General features: G+C 69.7%; 12 protein-coding genes. 3 read left to right on the top strand and 9 right to left on the bottom strand.

Going from position 1 to position 13,242, the window contains the following annotated elements; all coding sequences use genetic code 11:
- The first annotated feature begins 79 nt into the window (after window positions 1-79).
- A complete protein-coding gene (locus tag AC1MBE_RS10455) occupies window positions 80-1,282 on the top strand; it encodes a PucR family transcriptional regulator (protein WP_479777975.1) in 1,203 nt (400 codons plus the stop codon).
- 2 nt (window positions 1,283-1,284) lie between these two features.
- On the opposite strand, the gene AC1MBE_RS10450 is transcribed toward AC1MBE_RS10455, so the two are convergent.
- Together AC1MBE_RS10450 and AC1MBE_RS10445 are read right to left on the bottom strand one after the other, a co-directional pair.
- Window positions 1,285-2,643, bottom strand: a complete 1,359-nt coding sequence (locus AC1MBE_RS10450; protein WP_479777973.1) for a protein kinase domain-containing protein — start codon at window positions 2,641-2,643, stop codon at window positions 1,285-1,287.
- A 169-nt stretch (window positions 2,644-2,812) separates the two neighbouring features.
- Entirely contained in the window at window positions 2,813-4,426 is a 1,614-nt protein-coding gene (locus AC1MBE_RS10445) for a peptide chain release factor 3 (RefSeq protein WP_346958405.1), read from the bottom strand.
- A 330-nt stretch (window positions 4,427-4,756) separates the two neighbouring features.
- On the opposite strand from AC1MBE_RS10445, the gene disA reads away from it, so the two are divergent.
- Entirely contained in the window at window positions 4,757-5,833 is a 1,077-nt protein-coding gene (gene disA, locus AC1MBE_RS10440; RefSeq protein ID WP_346958404.1) for a DNA integrity scanning diadenylate cyclase DisA, read from the top strand.
- A 91-nt stretch (window positions 5,834-5,924) separates the two neighbouring features.
- Here disA and AC1MBE_RS10435 read toward each other — a convergent pair whose 3' ends face one another.
- Window positions 5,925-6,608 (bottom strand): hypothetical protein, encoded by a 684-nt coding sequence (locus AC1MBE_RS10435; protein ID WP_479777970.1) that lies wholly within the window; start codon window positions 6,606-6,608, stop codon window positions 5,925-5,927.
- Between the two features lie 261 nt (window positions 6,609-6,869).
- Here AC1MBE_RS10435 and AC1MBE_RS10430 point away from each other — a divergent pair, with 261 nt between their 5' ends.
- Entirely contained in the window at window positions 6,870-7,706 is an 837-nt protein-coding gene (locus AC1MBE_RS10430; RefSeq protein WP_479782572.1) for an HhH-GPD family protein, read from the top strand.
- A gap of 15 nt (window positions 7,707-7,721) precedes the next feature.
- On the opposite strand, the gene dhaM is transcribed toward AC1MBE_RS10430, so the two are convergent.
- From dhaM to AC1MBE_RS10400, 6 genes are all read right to left on the bottom strand, one after another.
- Complete coding sequence (gene dhaM, locus AC1MBE_RS10425; RefSeq protein WP_479777968.1) at window positions 7,722-8,396, bottom strand: dihydroxyacetone kinase phosphoryl donor subunit DhaM; 675 nt, start codon at window positions 8,394-8,396, stop codon at window positions 7,722-7,724.
- Entirely contained in the window at window positions 8,393-9,019 is a 627-nt protein-coding gene (gene dhaL / locus AC1MBE_RS10420; RefSeq protein WP_346958401.1) for a dihydroxyacetone kinase subunit DhaL, read from the bottom strand. Before dhaL ends, dhaM begins: the two co-directional genes overlap by 4 nt.
- Before the next feature lie 2 nt (window positions 9,020-9,021).
- The gene (dhaK, locus tag AC1MBE_RS10415; protein WP_479777966.1) at window positions 9,022-10,023 is read right to left on the bottom strand and encodes a dihydroxyacetone kinase subunit DhaK; all 1,002 of its coding nucleotides are present in this window, start codon (window positions 10,021-10,023) and stop codon (window positions 9,022-9,024) included.
- Between the two features lie 98 nt (window positions 10,024-10,121).
- The gene (locus tag AC1MBE_RS10410; protein WP_479777964.1) at window positions 10,122-10,313 is read right to left on the bottom strand and encodes a hypothetical protein; all 192 of its coding nucleotides are present in this window, start codon (window positions 10,311-10,313) and stop codon (window positions 10,122-10,124) included.
- A 112-nt stretch (window positions 10,314-10,425) separates the two neighbouring features.
- A complete protein-coding gene (locus AC1MBE_RS10405; RefSeq protein ID WP_479777962.1) occupies window positions 10,426-10,935 on the bottom strand; it encodes an amino-acid N-acetyltransferase in 510 nt (169 codons plus the stop codon).
- Between the two features lie 89 nt (window positions 10,936-11,024).
- Complete coding sequence (locus tag AC1MBE_RS10400; protein ID WP_479777960.1) at window positions 11,025-13,151, bottom strand: S9 family peptidase; 2,127 nt, start codon at window positions 13,149-13,151, stop codon at window positions 11,025-11,027.
- Between the last annotated feature and the right edge of the window lie 91 nt (window positions 13,152-13,242).

Below are 13,242 nucleotides of genomic sequence, written 5' to 3'. Positions count from 1 at the left end.
GTTGGGTCATAAATCTTCGCCCAAGGCATACGATTGACTCCAAGAAACTGTTTCCGTACAACAACTTTTGGACTCGGCCATGAACGCTTCCGCTGCCGGCCACCCCGGCCATTCCTCTTACGACCCGCCCTGGCTGGCGCTGCCCAAAGAGGTCAGCGACATGCTCCGGCCCAGGATGCCCGGCATTGTGGAGGCCATCATCGCCGCCGTGCCGCACCTGGTTCCCGCCTATGCCCGGCCGATCGAGGGCCGCTTCGGGCGGGGCCTCCGGCGCGGCGTTGCGACGGCGCTGGACCGCTTCCTGCAGCTTCCCGGCACCACGCTGCCGGCGCTTTCCGAAGAGAGCCGGCAGCTGGTCGCCGGCCTGGGCAGCGGCGAGTTCCGGCAGGGCAGGAGCATGGATGCGCTGCTCAGCGCCTATCGGATGGGCGCCCGGGTGACGTTCCGGGAAATGTCGAAGGTCTCGGTGGAGCACCATCTGGGCCAGAACGTGGTGGTGGACCTCGGCGAATCGATTCTTGCCTACATCGACGAGCTCTCCGCGGTCAGTGCGGAGGCCTATGCCTTTGAGCAGTCCGAACGCGCCGGGGCGGTGGACCGGCGCCGCACGGAACTGCTGGATCTGCTGCTGCTGGGGCAGGCGGACGAGGCGGCGCTGCGCCAGACGGCGGCCATGGCGGACTGGTCACTGCCGCAGCGCATGACCGTTGTCACGCTGCCGGTGAACCGGGCCGCCGGACTGCGGTTGCGGCTGGGACCGGGAACGCTGGTGATCGAACGTGAGACCGACGCCGTGGCGCTCGTGCCGGCGCGCAACTCCGCGTCCGCGCGGAAGGACCTGGACAAGGCGCTGCGGGGCCGCGGCGCCTCCGTGGGCCCGGCCGGCGGCTGGGAGAAAGTCCCCGAATCCCTGCGGCTGGCCGTGCTCGCGGCCTCGGTCCTGCCGCACCGGGACGGGCCGGAGGATCCGCCCATCTGGGCCGATGAGCACCTCGCGGCGGTGATCCTCGGCGCCGAGCCCTCCGCAATCGCTGAGCTCGCGGACCGCCGCCTCGCGCCACTGGAGGGGCTCCGCCCGGCGCAGCGCGAGCGGCTCGCCGAAACTCTGCTGTCCTGGCTGCGCCACTGGGGCCAGCGCGCACCGGTGGCCGCCGAGCTGGGCATCCACCCCCAGACCGTGGGCTACCGGGCGGCCCAGCTGCGCGAGCTGTTCGGCGACGCGCTGGAGGACCCGGTGGCGCGGTTTGAGCTGGAGCTCGCGCTGCACGCCGGCAGGCGCTGACCCTAGCTGGCGATCGCCGCGCGGCTCTGCAGCCGCATCTCCAGGTCGTTCATGACGATCGCGGCGAGGTCTTCGAGCGTCCGGGTGTCCTCCGCGGTGAACTCCCGCGGCTCCCGGTCCAGGATGCAGAAGGTGCCGAGGTTGTAGCCGTCCGGGGTGCGCAGCGGCACGCCGGCATAGAACTGCAACCCGAACTCTCCCGCCACGAGCGGGTTGGCGAGCGTCCGCGGGTCCGTTACGGCGTCCTCCACGATCCAGGGCCCGTCCTGCAGGATGGCCGAGGCGCAGAGCCCCGGATCCCGGCCAATCTCGGTGACGTCGGTGCCGTGGTGGGCCTTGAACCAGATCCGGTCGTGGTCGACGACGCTGACGATCGCGACCGGCACCGTAAACACGCGAGCCGCAAGCGCCGCGATCCGGTCGAAGGCGCCGTCCTCGGGGGTATCCAGGATCCGGTACCGCTCGACGGCGCGCATCCGGCCTTCCTCGTCATTCGCCGCCGCCGCAGGCAGTTGCCGGTGGCGGCCGACGCCGTTGATGACTTCCTGTCTCAGGGCAAGGGACACCTCCCGGGAGCGCGGACGGGCCGCCGGGTCGCGCGAGAGCATTGAGGACAGCAGCGCCACCCACATCGGGGCGAGCTCCTCCGGAATCTGGGGGTCGTGCAGCAGCCGCGCGACGGCGGACTGGATCGGCGCGCCCGGGTAGGCCATCCTGCCGGTCAGGCCTTCGAGCAGCACGAGGCCGAGCGAGTAGATGTCGCTCGCCGGGCCGGCGGATTCGCCGGCGGCCTGTTCCGGGCTCAGGTAGGCCGGCGTCCCGGAGGTGCCGCCGTCCTCGTCCGCGCGGTTGTGCCCCAGGATGGCCGCGACGCCGAAGTCGGTCAGCTTGGCCCGGGGGCGGCGGTCGTCATTGCTGTAGTCCACCAGCAGGATGTTCGCCGGCTTGATATCCCGGTGCACGATCCCGTGGTGGTGGATGTAGGACAGCCCGTCCGCGAGGTCGTAGCCGATATGGGCCATGTGCGCGGCGGAGAGCGGCCCCTGCAGGGACCGGTGGCGCAGGTCCTGCCCGCGCACGAGTTCCATCACGAGATAGGTCAGCCGGGAGTCCGGACTGCTGAGGTCGGCGCCGGCGTCGAACAGCGTCACCAGGGCGTGGTGGCTCATCCCCGCGAGAATCCGCACTTCCTGGCCCTGCCGGCGGGTGTGCTCGAGATCGTCCGCGTCATTGCGGAAGAGTTTGACCGCCACCTCGCGCTGCAGCAGCTCGTCGTGCGCGCGGTACACAGTCGATTGGCTTCCCCTGCCAATGAGGGCATCGATCCGGTACCGTCCGCTGAGCAGAAAGCCGGAGTCCATAGTTATTGTCAACGAGTTTTCTTGTTCCCTCGATAGGGGTCCGCACATGGAATCGGACGAATCAGTCCTAAAAGCCGGCCCCCAGCGCCAGCGCCCGCGAAATTAGCAAGGTTACTTATGATACCGCGGAATGCGGATTCAGGAAGACCTGAGCTGAGGAAATTTCCGGCTATTTTGCGGGGTTGTGCGTGCCGATTGGCACCAGCGTGAGGTCCGGGTGGTTCTTCTCGATCCGGCGCAGGGCCCAGACATCGTTGAACAGTGCCAGGTACTCGCCGTCGGAGCGCAGCAGCACCTCGGCGCCGGGCACGTTGGCCAGCGCCGGCATGGCGTCCGCCGTCGTGATCCGGGCCAGCGAGTACGGCAGCCGCTCGAGCCGCATCGGGGCGCTGAAGTCGTGCGCCATCCGGTCCTCGACCACCTCGAACTGCATCGGGCCGACGGCGGCCAGCACGGGCGCCTGGTCGCCGCGGATATCGGAGCGGAGCACCTGGATGACGCCTTCGTGCTCGAGCTGTTCGATGCCGCGGCGGAACTGCTTGAAGCGGCTGGGGTCCTTGGAGCGCGCCACCTGGAAATGCTCGGGGGCGAACAGCGGAATGGCCGGGAACTCCACCGGCTTCTCCAGGAACAGGCTGTCCCCGACGCGCAGCGAGGAGGCGTTCACCAGGCCCACGACGTCGCCCGGGAAGGCCTCGTCGATCACCTCGCGTTCGCGGCCGAAGACTTGCTGGGCGTACTTCGTGGCGAAGGACTTCCCGGTGCGCCCCTGGGTGACCACCATGCCGCGTTCGAAGACGCCTGAGCAGACCCGGATGAACGCGACGTGGTCGCGGTGGGCCTTGTTCATGCCGGCCTGGACCTTGAAGACGAACCCGGCGAACGGGTCATCGACCGGGCGCGCGGCGCCGTCGACGTCGGGCCGCGGGGCGGCCGGCGGCGCGAAGTCCACCAGGGCGTCGAGGATTTCCTTCACGCCGAAGTTCAGGGCGGCTGAGCTGAACAGGATGGGCGTCGCCTTGCCGGCGTGGAAGGCGTCGACGTCGAACGCGAGGTTGGATTCGATCACGAGCCCGGCCTCGTCCACGGCGTTGGACCAGTCGCCGCCCTGGCTGGCGGCGGCCTCCTCCGGGGTGAAGTACTCGGTGAGGGCGATGTTGGCGCCGGCGTTGTTGCGCTTGAACTGGGCGAAGCGGTCATTGCGCAGGTCCCAGACGCCGCGGAAATCACCGGAAATGCCGACCGCCCAGGTCAGCGGCATGGGTTGCAGGCCGGTGCGCTCGGTGATCTCGTCCATCAGGGCCAGGGCGTCCAGGCCGGGCCGGTCCCATTTGTTGATCACGGTGATGATCGGCAGGTTCCGCTGCTTGCAGACCTCGAAGAGCTTCATGGTCTGGGTTTCCAGGCCCTTGGCCGCGTCCACGAGCATCACGGCGCAGTCGACGGCGGCCAGCACCCGGTAGGTGTCCTCGGAGAAGTCCGCGTGGCCCGGGGTGTCCAGCAGGTTGATGACGGTGTCGCGGTAGGCGAACTGCAGCGCTGCCGAGCTGATCGAGATGCCGCGGTCCTTCTCCATCTGCATCCAGTCGGAAACCGTTTCCTTGCGGTTGGCCTTGCCGCTGGACGCGCCGGCGGTGCCGATCACCTTCGCGTGCAGGGCCAGCGCCTCGGTCAGCGTGGACTTGCCGGCGTCGGGGTGGGAGATCACTGCGAAGGTCCGGCGCCGGGCTGCCTGCTTGTGAATCTCCTGGACTCGGGCGGGGCTGTGGACTTCTTGAGACACGGTGCTACTTTCGCTGCGGCTGTGGACGGGTCACGGCGCGGAGAGCCCGCGGTACACCCAAGCAACAAGTTTATCGCAGGCCGCGGCAGGCCCGGACGGGCCGGCGAAAATGCGGTTTCCGGCTTCCGCCGGATGGCCGTCTGCACGGTGGCCCCGGCACGGCGGAAATGGGCCACTTTGAGGCTTGACCGTGCGGAAACCGCCCGCCGCTGCCCCTATGATGGTGCATACGGGAAACCAGGCACTTTTGTTCTTGCCGGCCAACGGTGGAAATCCGATAAAAACCGGTGTACTTGCGGGCATCGACCTGCACCTTTGAAGGGAAAACCTATGGCTCGGAGTCCCGAGGATGCGCTTAAGGCGACGCTGGCCAGGGTGGCACCCGGCACTGCCCTGCGGGACGGGCTGGAGCGCATCCTCCGCGGCCGCACCGGCGCCCTGATCGTGCTCGGCATCGACCGGACCATCGAATCCATCTGCTCCGGCGGCTTCGAGATCGGCATTGACTTCTCCCCCACCCGGCTGCGGGAACTGGCCAAGATGGACGGCGCCATTGTCTGTGACAAGGACGCGAGCAACATCCTGCGCGCCGGGGTCCAGCTGGTCCCGGACTCAAGCATCGAAACCCAGGAGACGGGAACCCGGCACCGGACCGCCGAACGCGTCGCCATCCAGACCGGTGTTCCGGTGATCTCGGTGAGCCAGTCGATGCAGATCATCGCGCTCTACGTCAACGGCCTGCGGCACGTCCTGGAAGGCTCCGAGAAGGTCCTGGCCCGCGCCAACCAGGCCCTTGCCACCCTGGAGCGCTACCGCTCCCGCCTGGACCAGGTGACCAGTTCGCTCTCGGCCCTGGAGATCGAGGCCATGGTGACGGTCCGCGACGTGGCCGTGACCCTGCAGCGCCAGGAGATGGTGCGGCGCATCTCCGAGGAGATCTCCCAGTACGTGCTGGAACTCGGCGAGGACGGCCGCCTGCTCTCGCTGCAACTCGACGAACTGACGGTGGGACGCGGGCCGGGCAGCGACGTGATCATCCGGGACTACTCGGGCCCCAGCGCGTCCGCCGCGGACATCGACAACGCCGTCAAGGCCCTTGTGAACCTGGGGCCCACCGAGCTGATCGACCTGGGCAAAATCGCGGGGATCGTCGGCTTCGCCGGCGGCGAGGCGAACCTCGACGCCGTCGTGCAGCCGCGCGGGTACCGCCTGCTTTCCGGGCTCAAGGCGGTGCCGAAGGCCGTCGCCGACCGGCTGGTGGACCACTTTGGCGGGCTGCAGTTCCTGATGGCGGCCACCATCGATGACCTCATGACGGTGGACGGAATCGGCGACCAGCGTGCCCGGACCGTCCGCGAGGGCCTGAGCCGGATGGCCGAAGCCAGCCTGCTCGACCGGTTCCTCTAGGCCCGTTCCTCTAGGCCCGTAGGCACCGCCGGTCGCTCCGTGACCGCCCTTTTGGACCGCCAAAACGGCACTTGTGGAGCACTCGATCGGCTTAACCGAGCTGGAAGACGGCCCTGGTGCTGGTCTTGTTACCCAGCCGGGCGGTGAAGACGTAAGTTCCTCCCGCAGGTTTGGCGTCGACCGCGGCGCAGCCCTGCACCGTGCGGTTGCGCTGCCACGGGAAGTTCGCCGTCTCGCTCCGGCCTGGGCGGATGGTCTTGACCAGGTCGCTGCTTTCCGCCTGGCAGTCCCTCGACGAGAAGATCCGGTCCGAGCCGCTCGTCACCAGGTATTCCATCTGCGAGGTTCCGATGTTGACCTCACAGGGCACCTGGTTTCCGTTGGTGACCTTCAGGGTGAGCAACGGGTTCTCACCTGCCGCGTAGGCGGCCTTGTCCGTGGCCGCGGAGACCGTCAGCAGCTTCTGGTCGCAGCCGGCGCCCGGGCTGGGCGTCGCGGACGCCTGCGGGCTTGCGGTGCCGGTACTCACCGGCGTTTCGGACCGGGGCGAGCCGCTGGCGGCGGGCTCCGGTGTTGCCCCGTTCATGGCGTTGGAGATCGCGGCAAATCCACCCACCGCGAGGGCAAGCACCAGCAGCAGGATCGCCGCGGCGAAGAGCCGGCGGCGTCGGTAAACGGGGCTGACCGGCTTCCGCACCTGCCTGCCGCTGGCCTTTGCCTTGGCGGAAGCCTTCGGTCCCGAACCGCGAGTTCCTGAATTGCCTTGCCTGACCATCCTCCTAGGTTAGAGAACGCCGCGGCCCGGGCTGACCCACCACGCCGCCGGCCGCACTATGGTCCGCATCTCTATTAAGCTGGTTCGATCAAAGCCCTAGCCGATTCCCCCGCCCTCCCCGCCGTCGCCGCCGTCCCCGTCGCCGCCGTCCCCGCCCAGCCGGCCGTGCCGCTCCAGGAACTGCACGCCGCCCTGGCGTCCTGGTTCGCCGACACCGCGCGGGACCTGCCATGGCGGGCCGCCGACTGCTCAGCCTGGGGCGTGCTGGTCAGCGAAATTATGCTGCAGCAGACCCCCGTGGTGCGGGTGCTGCCGGTCTGGGAGGAATGGCTGCTGCGCTGGCCTGCCCCGGCCGATCTCGCGCGGGAGCCTGCCGGCGAGGCGGTCCGGTCGTGGGGACGGCTGGGCTATCCGCGGCGGGCGCTCCGGCTGCATGCGGCCGCCGTCGCGATTGTGGACAACCACGACGGCGAGGTGCCCGGCAGCTACCCGGACCTACTGGAACTTCCCGGCGTGGGCAGCTACACGGCGGCCGCCGTCGCCGCGTTTGCCTTCGGCCGCAGGGAGACGGTGGTGGACACCAACATCCGCCGGGTCCACGCACGCCTCTTCACCGGGGCCGCGCTTCCGGCGCCGGCCCTGACAGCCGGGGAGATGCGGCTGGCCGCGCAGCTGCTGCCCGACGACGATGCCGCCTCGGTTCGCTGGAACGCCGCCGTGATGGAACTGGGCGCGCTGGTCTGCACCGCCCGGTCACCGAAATGCGGCGAGTGCCCGGTCCGCGCGGCGTGCGCCTGGCTCGCTGCCGGTGAGCCGCCACCCACCTACACTCCCAAGGGGCAGGCCTGGCACGGCACCGACCGGCAGGTGCGCGGGGCCGTGATGGCGGTCCTGCGGATGGCCGAGGCGCCCGTGGCCCGGGAGCTGCTGGAGCGCGCACCGGCGGACCTGGGGTTCGACGCTGAGGGGATCGGCGTCCCGCTCGCGGCCCTGCACCGGCTGAACTCGGCGCCTGAGCAGCTTGAGCGGGCGGTGGCCGGGCTGCTGGGCGACGGCCTGGCCGAGCTGCACCCGGGCGGCCTGCGCCTCCCGGGCTGAGCCTGGGGCTCGCGCCTAGGGCTCGCCGAAGCCGGCACTGATCAGTCCGCCGAGGTAGTCCACCGCTTTGGCCGCGTCCGTGCCGCTGGCCTGGATGTGCAGCACGGTCCCCTTGCCCGCACCGAGCATCATCAGCTCCGTCATGGAGGCGCCGTCAACGCCGTTGACGGTCACCTCGGCGTCCATTCCGGCCAGGCCGCCGGCAATCTTGGCCGCCGGCCGGGCGTGCATCCCGGCCTGGTTGACGAGTTCGAAGTCGCCCTGGGCGTCCGGCGGCTGCTGGTGCTCGTGTTCGGGCGCGTGCGGGTGGGCCGGGGGCCGGTAAACGGCTTCGGCCGCGTCTTTCACCGTCCCGGCGTCGGCCCCCGTCTGGGCGGATACGGCTGCCGCGACCAGTCCCTCGATGAGCGGGGCGTCGGCCAGGTGGATGGACCCCGGGTCAGCGGCAAACTCGACCGCCGATTCCGCGGTCATCACGGCGGAGCCAAGGTCGGTGAGCACCACGATCCCGCTTTCCCCGGCCACCCGTTCCAGCGCGGCCATCACCTTCTCCAGGCTGGTTCCGATCCTGCCGTCGTCCGTGCCGCCCGCCGCGACAATCACGACGTCGGGGGCCATTTGCGCGGCGAGTTCGACGGCGCCGTCGGCGATCTTTTCGCTGTGCGAGACGACGACCAGCCCGACCGTCATCCGGCGGCCCCCACGGCGGCGCGCAGGATCAGGGCGCTGGAGACGGCACCGGGGTCGCGGTGGCCGATGCTGCGCTCCCCCAGGTAGCTGGCGCGGCCCTTGCGGGCCAGCATCGGGTCGGTGGACACCGCCCCGGCCTCGGCCGCGTCGGCCGCCGCGGCCAGGACTTTGCGGACGTCGCCGTCGCCGGCCGCGGCCGCGGAGGCATCCACCGCGGGCGTCCAGGCATCCACCATCGTTTTGTCCCCGGATTCGGCCTTGCCCCGGGCAACAATCCCGTCGCGGGCCGCCTGCAGGGCGCCGGCGAGCGTGGCGGCGTCAATGTCGGCGGCGTCGCCGAGCGCCGTGGCGGCGCGCAGGAAAGCCGTTCCGTACAGCGGCCCGGCGGCGCCGCCCACCTTCGACATCAGGGTCATGGCGGTCAGCTTCAGCGCGGCTCCGGCGGTTTCCGGGGGCGATTCGGCGAGTTTGTCCATCACGGCTTTGAACCCGCGGTCCATGTTCTCGCCGTGGTCGGAGTCCCCGATCGGCCGGTCCAGTTCAATGAGTTCGACCCGGTGCTCTGCCATCGCCTCCGCGGAAAGCGTCAGCCACCGCACGGCCCAGTCGACATCCAGCCCCACGATCAGATGCCCCAGCGGAGGGCGGCGGTGTGGACGGGCGCGTCCCAGAGGGCGGTCATTTCGTCGTCGAGGCGCAGGACGGTGATGGAGCAGCCCTGCATCTCCAGCGAGGTGATGTAGTTCCCGACCAGCGAGCGCTCCACGGTGACGCCCTGTTCAGCGAGTCGCTGCGCGGCCCGGCGGTAAACGATGTACAGCTCGCTCTGCGGCGTGCCGCCCATGCCGTTGACGAACAACAGGACCTTGTCCCCCGAGGCGAGGCCGAGGTCGCTGACCACGGGGTCCAGCAGCCGGTCCGTGATGCCGTCCGCGGGCTCCATCGGGATTTTGTGCCGGCCGGGCTCGCCGTGGATGCCGATGCCGATCTCGATTTCGTTGTCCTCAAGCTCAAAGCTGGGCACCCCGGCGTGCGGCACCGTGCACGCGCTCAGGGCCACGCCCATGCTGCGCACATTCTGGTTGACGCGGTCGCCGATGGCCGCGACGGCGTCGAGGCTGTCACCGCGCTCGGCCGCGGCGCCGGCGATCTTCTCGACCAGGACCGTTCCGCCCACACCGCGGCGCCCGGCGGTGTAGAGCGAGTCCTGCACGGCGACGTCGTCGTTGACCAGCACCGTGCGGACCTCCACCCCCTCGGCCTGCGCCAGTTCGGCGGCGGTTTCGAAGTTCAGTACGTCACCGGTGTAGTTCTTCACGATGTGCACGACGCCGGCGCCCGAGTTCACCGCGAGCGTGGCCGGCAGGATCTGGTCAGGGGTGGGCGAGGTGAACACAGCGCCGGGAACCGCGGCGTCGAGCATGCCCATTCCGACATAGCCGCCGTGCAGGGGCTCGTGGCCGCTGCCGCCGCCGGAGACCAGACCGACTTTCCCCGCCACCGGGGCGTCTTTCCGGACGATGTATTTGGGGTCCGGGTAGACGCTCACGAGGTCGGCGTGCGCAAGCCCGAACCCCTCCACTGACTCGTCGACCACGGCCTTGGGATCGTTGATGAGTTTCTTCATGGCTGTGCTCCCTGGATGGTTGTCCTGGCTGCTTGCTTAGACCCTACTACCGGGGCCCTGCCAGCGGTAGGCTCCCGGGGCGGCCGCCAACCGGGGGCTCAGGGGCCGGCCGCAGCCTCCGGCGCGAAGCCCGGCCAGGCGTCCGGACCAAGCGCGGCCCGGAGCCGGAGCCGGCGGGGGGAGGCGTCCTCGGGCGCACCGCCGGAGCCGCCGCCCGCGCCGGATGAATCCGGCAGAACCGGCACGGCGTCGACCGTCATTTGGAATGCGGAGAAATCTGGAAAAATCACGCGATTCTGCAATTTCTGCCTCCGGAAGCTGGCGGCCCGCCCCATCGGGCCGGGATCAGTTTATCCACCAAGTTGATTTGGCGATAGACCCCGTTGCAGGAAGTTCAGGCAGTTAGATCGTCCGGATCATCCGGGTGTTCCCGAGCGTGTTGGGCTTGACCCGGGCCAGGTCCAGGAATTCGGCAACGCCTTCGTCATGCGAGCGCAGGAGCTCCGAGTACACCACCGGATCCACTGCCGTCTGGTCAGCCATCACGTCGAAGCCGTGCCTCTTGAAGAACTCCACCTCGAAGGTCAGGCAGAAGACGCGGGAGACGCCGAGGGCCTTCGCGTCCTCCAACAGTCGCTCCACCAGCAGGTGCCCTACACCCCTGCCGCGCCACGCGTCCGAGGTCGCCAGGGTGCGCACCTCGGCCAGGTCGTCCCACATCACGTGCAGTGCCCCGCAGCCGATCACCTCGCCGTCGGGCGCCTCGGCGATCCGGAACTCCTGGAGGCTTTCGTAGTACGCGACGGTTTCCTTGGCCATCAGGATCCGCTGGTCCGCCAGGGGTGCCACCAGGGTCTTGATGGCGGCGACGTCGCCGGTGCGGGCAGGGCGGATGCGGATCGTCTCAGTCACAGCCCAATCCTACGGCGCAGGGCCGCCCCGCCCCCGCCCTGTCCCCAGACCGGGGGCCCAAACCGGGGCGGCCAAGGCCGGGGCAGGGGTCAGAGACCGAGCCCGTCGGGGACGGGGAGGTCCTTGTCCAGCAGGTTCTTGGCCAGGAAGTGCTCGACGACGCCGTACCAGACCTTGGCGTGCTGCGGCTGCAGGATCCAGTGGTTCTCGTCCGGGAAGTAGAGGAAGCGGTGGTCGGTCTCGCCGTTCTCGTCGGCCGCGAGCTGGGATTTGGAGAGCAGCTCGTACCAGAGCCGCAGCCCCTCCCCGATCGGTACCCGGTAGTCCTTGTCCCCGTGGATGACCAGCATGGGCGTGCGGATGTTCTCCACGTGCAGGTGCGGCGAGTTCTCCGCAGCCATCTCGGCCGTCATTTCCTTGAGCCAGTACTGCGCGGAGTCCGTGGTGGGGCCGAACTGGTCCAGGGCCCAAAGGCTGGCGTGCGTGACGATCGCCTTGAACCGGTCCGTCTGGCCCGCCACCCAGTTGGCCATATAGCCGCCGAACGATCCGCCCATGGCCGCGGTGCGTGTCTCGTCGATGTCGGTGCGCTGCTCGACGGCATCGGTGATCGCCATCAGGTCCAGGAAGGGCGCCTTGCCCCACTCGCCCCAGCCCCGCTGGATGTGGTCCTGGCCGTAGCCGGTCGACAGGGCCGGGTCCGGCAGCAGCACCGCGTAGCCCCTAGCCACGAGCAGCCACGGGTTCCAGCGCCAGGTCCAGGCGTTCCAGGATCCCAGCGGACCGCCGTGGATCCAGAGCAGCAGCGGAGCCGGATTTCCGGCCGAGGCGCCTTCCGGCAGGGCCAGGTACGCCGGGACGCGGTGGCCGGTGGCCGAGGTCGTTTCCACCCGTTCGAGCGTGCCGTGATAGACCGGACGCTCCGCCGGGGCCGGCAACCGGGTAACGTCGCCGCCAGCCAGGTCGATCCGGACGGCCTCCGCCGGGAATTCGTAGGAGCTGCGCATCGCGTAGGCGGTGCTTCCGTCCGGGGAGACGGCGACGTCGGTGTAGGCGGCTGTGTCCGCCGTCAGCCGTACCGGGGCGGAGTCTCCGCCGTCCGTCCCGGGGACGCTGATCCGGAACACCGGGGACGCCCCGTCCTCATCAGCCGTCACGAGCAGGGCCGAGCCGTCCGGCAGCCAGGCCGCCGGGTGCGGCCAGCGGTCCCACTCCGGCGCGAGCGGCGTCAGGCCCGCGCCGCCAGCGGCGCCGCCGCCCGAGACGTCGAGCAGGTGCAGTCTGATCTGCGGCGCCTGCTCCGGGGTCGTCTCGGTCTCGCTCAGCACCGCAAGGGTGCGGCCGTCGGGGCTGACCGGACCGGGGAAGTAGCTCATGCCCTCGGTGTCCAACAGGGTCCGGCGGGTGCCGGTGGCGACGTCGACCGCCACCAGCACGGTGCGCGAGTCGGCGTTGGCGAGCGGTTTGGTGAAGCTGCTGTAGAGGGTTTTCCCGTCCGGACTGACGACGGTCTCCGCCTCGCGGAGCCCGTTCCCGGCGTCCGGGGTCAGGTTGCGCAGTTTGACCGGCGGGACGGCGTCGACCGTCGCGGGCTTGCCGGGCTCCGGCTCCGGGCCGGGCTCGACGGCGAACAGCCGCGGCTGCGCGGGGCCCAGGTCCGAGTCCCAATACCGCACCGGGTAACCGCTGTGCAGGATTGCGGCGACCTTGTTGTCCTTGCGGTCCTTGCGGCGCTCCTCGTCATTGTCCTCGTCGGTGGATCCGGCGAGCACGGACGCCGTGAGGAAGAGGGCGTCGGCCTGCTTCGCCGCCAGGAGGCTCCCGACGCCGCCGGCGCGGGAAAGCGCGACGCGGGCCTCCCCGCCGTCGGACGGAAGGACCCAGAGCGCGTTGACCGGCTCGGCATCCGGGCTCTCGGGGTCCGGACGCGCGGAGGTGAAGTACAGGCTGCCGTCCGTGGCGAACACGGCGCCGGCCTCGCCCTTGGCGCTGCGGGTGATCCGCCGGGCCTGCTTTTTACCCTCGGGGTCCAGTTCCCACAGCGCCGTGCGGAATTCCGTGCCCTTGTCGTTCAGCGTGGCCACGGTGGTGACGAGCCGTCCGCCGTCGGGGCTCAACGCCAGGCCGCTGACCCTCGGGATGGCGAGGTAGTGGTCCAGGTCGTGGAAAGGGGTCTCGGGGTGCTCGCCCGGGGTCTGCGTGTCAGAAGAAGCCATGCCCCCGATTCAACACCGCTTGTGCCCGGGATCACACCCCGTTCACTCAGAGTGAAACACTGCTTTCAGACTGGGAGCTCCCCGGGAATCG

This window comes from Arthrobacter sp. BG5 (assembly GCF_056680155.1).
Note: the sequence above shows the minus strand (reverse complement) of the source record. Positions and strands in the feature narration are given on the sequence as shown.

Excerpts from the sequence above, each read along its gene's own strand:
- AC1MBE_RS10400 (WP_479777960.1), bottom strand. The coding sequence starts at position 13,151 with ATGGCTTCTTCTGACACGCAGACCCCGGGCGAGCACCCCGAGACCCCT.
- dhaK (WP_479777966.1), bottom strand. The coding sequence starts at position 10,023 with ATGAAGAAACTCATCAACGATCCCAAGGCCGTGGTCGACGAGTCAGTG.
- AC1MBE_RS10455 (WP_479777975.1), top strand. The coding sequence starts at position 80 with ATGAACGCTTCCGCTGCCGGCCACCCCGGCCATTCCTCTTACGACCCG.
- AC1MBE_RS10450 (WP_479777973.1), bottom strand. The coding sequence starts at position 2,643 with ATGGACTCCGGCTTTCTGCTCAGCGGACGGTACCGGATCGATGCCCTC.
- AC1MBE_RS10435 (WP_479777970.1), bottom strand. The coding sequence starts at position 6,608 with ATGGTCAGGCAAGGCAATTCAGGAACTCGCGGTTCGGGACCGAAGGCT.
- disA (WP_346958404.1), top strand. The coding sequence starts at position 4,757 with ATGGCTCGGAGTCCCGAGGATGCGCTTAAGGCGACGCTGGCCAGGGTG.
- dhaM (WP_479777968.1), bottom strand. The coding sequence starts at position 8,396 with ATGACGGTCGGGCTGGTCGTCGTCTCGCACAGCGAAAAGATCGCCGAC.